Annotated in this window: 2 protein-coding genes and 1 pseudogene; all 3 read left to right on the top strand. The window is 29.6% G+C overall.

Annotated elements, in window-relative coordinates; genetic code table 11:
• Nucleotides 1-1,845: pseudogene (locus ACMUOV_RS07395) on the top strand (hypothetical protein); the annotation flags it as partial.
• Nucleotides 1,845-2,135: a YunC family protein gene (locus tag ACMUOV_RS07390; protein ID WP_413854486.1), complete on the top strand. Its 291-nt coding sequence runs from the start codon at nt 1,845-1,847 to the stop codon at nt 2,133-2,135. The pseudogene ACMUOV_RS07395 and the gene ACMUOV_RS07390, both read left to right, overlap by 1 nt.
• A 28-nt stretch (nt 2,136-2,163) precedes the next feature.
• Nucleotides 2,164-2,848: hypothetical protein (locus ACMUOV_RS07385; protein WP_413854485.1), on the top strand; the 685-nt coding region annotated here is incomplete at its 3' end.

Genomic DNA, 2,848 nt, shown 5'->3' with positions numbered 1-2,848 from the left:
AATCAATTGCTTGAAAAAAGAGGGAAACAAGCAACGGATGCTTCAATAAAAAACAAATTACATTTATTTGATGATAAGGATATTCGTGATTTACAGGTATGGTTTAATTTATCATGGTTTGATCCTTATTGGAGAAAGAAAGATGAATTTATAAGTTATCTGTACACAAAAGGTGAAAATTTTACTGAAGAGGATAAAGTAAAACTTATCAATAAACAACTTGATAGTTGCGGAATGATAGTTGAAAAACATAAGCAATTACAGGACAGGGGACAAATAGATGTTTCTGTAACCCCCTTTTTTCATCCGATATTGCCGTTATTGTGTGATACGAATGCCGCACTTGAAGCAACACCCAATATTAACCTACCTAAAAACAGATTTTCAAATAAAGAAGATGCGGATTGGCATATAAGAAATGCGGTTGAATATTACGAAAAATTATTTAATAAAAAACCGTCTGGTATGTGGCCTTCGGAAGGTTCTGTATCCGATGAAGTTATAAAATTAGTTGCCAAAAACGGTTTGCAATGGCTTGCTACCGATGAGTCAATTTTGTTTGCAAGTAACCCTTCTTTTTCAGGTAACAGACAATATTTATTCAGACCGTATAACGTTAACATAAACGGAAATAGTGTGAATATGATATTTAGAGATCATGGCTTATCGGATTTAATAGGTTTTGTTTATTCTAAATGGAATCCGGAAGATGCGGCAACCGATTTTATTGATAAAATTAAAAATATTGCAAAATATATGGAAAATTCTTATTATGCTCCTTTGGTGTCGGTAATATTGGACGGTGAAAATTGTTGGGAATATTATCAAAATGACGGATATGATTTTTTGTCAAAACTTTACTCAAAATTGGAAAAAGAAGAATGTATAGAAACAGTTAGAATAAGTGATTATTTAAACAGATTCCCGCCGAAAGATACGATAAATAATTTAAAAGCGGGTTCGTGGATAAACGGCAATTTCGGTATTTGGATAGGGCATAGTGAAGATAATCTTTCATGGGATTTGTTAAATCAAACAAGAAATTTTGTGGTTGAATATACAAAACAAAACGAACAATTTAAAAATTCGGCTTTGGAAAAAAAGGTGTGGAATATTTTATATGCCGCCGAAGGTTCGGATTGGAATTGGTGGTATGGTGCGGATCATTCATCCGCTAACGATATGATGTTCGATAAATTATACAGGCAACATTTAATTGCAATATACGAATTATTGGGGCAAAAGTCTCCGGATACATTGTATAAACCTATTAAACATTCCGTAACCGTTTCTCAAACGATTGCATTGACTGAACCGAAAAAATTAATTTATCCTAATATTGACGGTAAAAATACTAATTTCTTTGAATGGAAAAATGCAGGTTCTTATTTTGTCGGTTATTCTGGCGGTTCAATGCATCAGGTTTCAACGGTTATATCTTCTTTCTTATACGGTTTTAATTTGGATAATATTTTTTTCGGTATTAAAATAAACGGAGAAAATTTGAAAGAATTGCAAAATTTAAAATTTAACATAAATTTTTTAAATCCTGCAGAACAAAAAATTTCATTTATTTTTGATTTCAATAAGAAAATTAAAGAATATAATATTATGTATTCTGACGGAACAATAAAACAAATTCCTTTTGAAAATATAGTGTTTGATCAAATTATTGAATTAAAAATACCGTTTAATGTTTTACAAATACCGCAACATTACGATAATTTTGAATTAACCATAAGTGTTGATAAAAATTCGTCACAAGTAGAAATTTGGCCGTATCAAACAACAATTGTTTTTCAAAAACCTACTTCTGATTTTAATTACAAAATGTGGAGTGTGTAATGGAAATAAAAGAATTTTATGTTAATAAAACATTATTTAAAGCAATTAGCATTGATTTATGTGACAGTAGTCAATTATTAATGATAACTTCACCTAAAGGTTACATAATGTGCGGATATCTTAATATCAATACCGCACAGAAAAGAGGAGACATTGCTTGCATTGTAACGGGTGTTAAAACAATTGACGATGTTTTAAATTCAAAAATTGTTGCTCTTACTTCAAATGCTCAAAAACTCGGTATTGAAATGAATATGCCGATCAAACAAGTTTTAGAAAAATTATCATAAATAAAAATAAATATGAGGTGTTTCTTCTATGATAAAAAATTTAAAATTTATAATTATATTTTTTGTTATACTGTTTGTATTTATATTTGATAGTTTTGGGCTTGCCGATATTATAGGCAGTAAAGATACAGCAAATGTTTATACATATACATTAAATTCCGAAGACGATGTTATTATTACATCTACAATGACATTGACGGAAAATTATGTTATACGCTTAGACACTCAAACTGCTTCCGGTTTAATAATAAAAAATGAAAATGAAAATTTTAATTATTGGAGCAACGATACAACGCTTTCTGTTAACGGTAATATTTTGCTTGCCAAAATTTACTTATTAAATGAAAATTTAATAAATGCAACAAATTTAATAATAAGTTCCGACAGCTATGTTGAAACAAATGTTGATAATTTGGTTACAACCGGAGGTATTGAAAACGAAGGAATGTTGTATGTAACAGGCGGTAAAAATACAAATATTATAACAGCTTCAAGCGGAACGGTAGTGTTTAATATAAGTACAAATACAATAAGTACAAATAGTGCAAATATAAGTCAGTATGAAGTAATAAGTCAGGGAGAATTTTACAATGAAGCAGAAATAAAAGCAAATAATTATGAGAATTACGGATTAGTCCGCAGCAGCGGAACAATAGAAGTAAGTACATTTACAAATAAAGGTTCGTTTTATACTGATGCCGGTAATATTATTT

Origin of the sequence: Candidatus Ruminimicrobium bovinum (genome assembly GCF_902760015.1) — a bacterium.
Classification (GTDB): Bacteria; Elusimicrobiota; Endomicrobiia; order Endomicrobiales; family Endomicrobiaceae; genus Ruminimicrobium; species Ruminimicrobium bovinum.
Note: the sequence above shows the minus strand (reverse complement) of the source record. Positions and strands in the feature narration are given on the sequence as shown.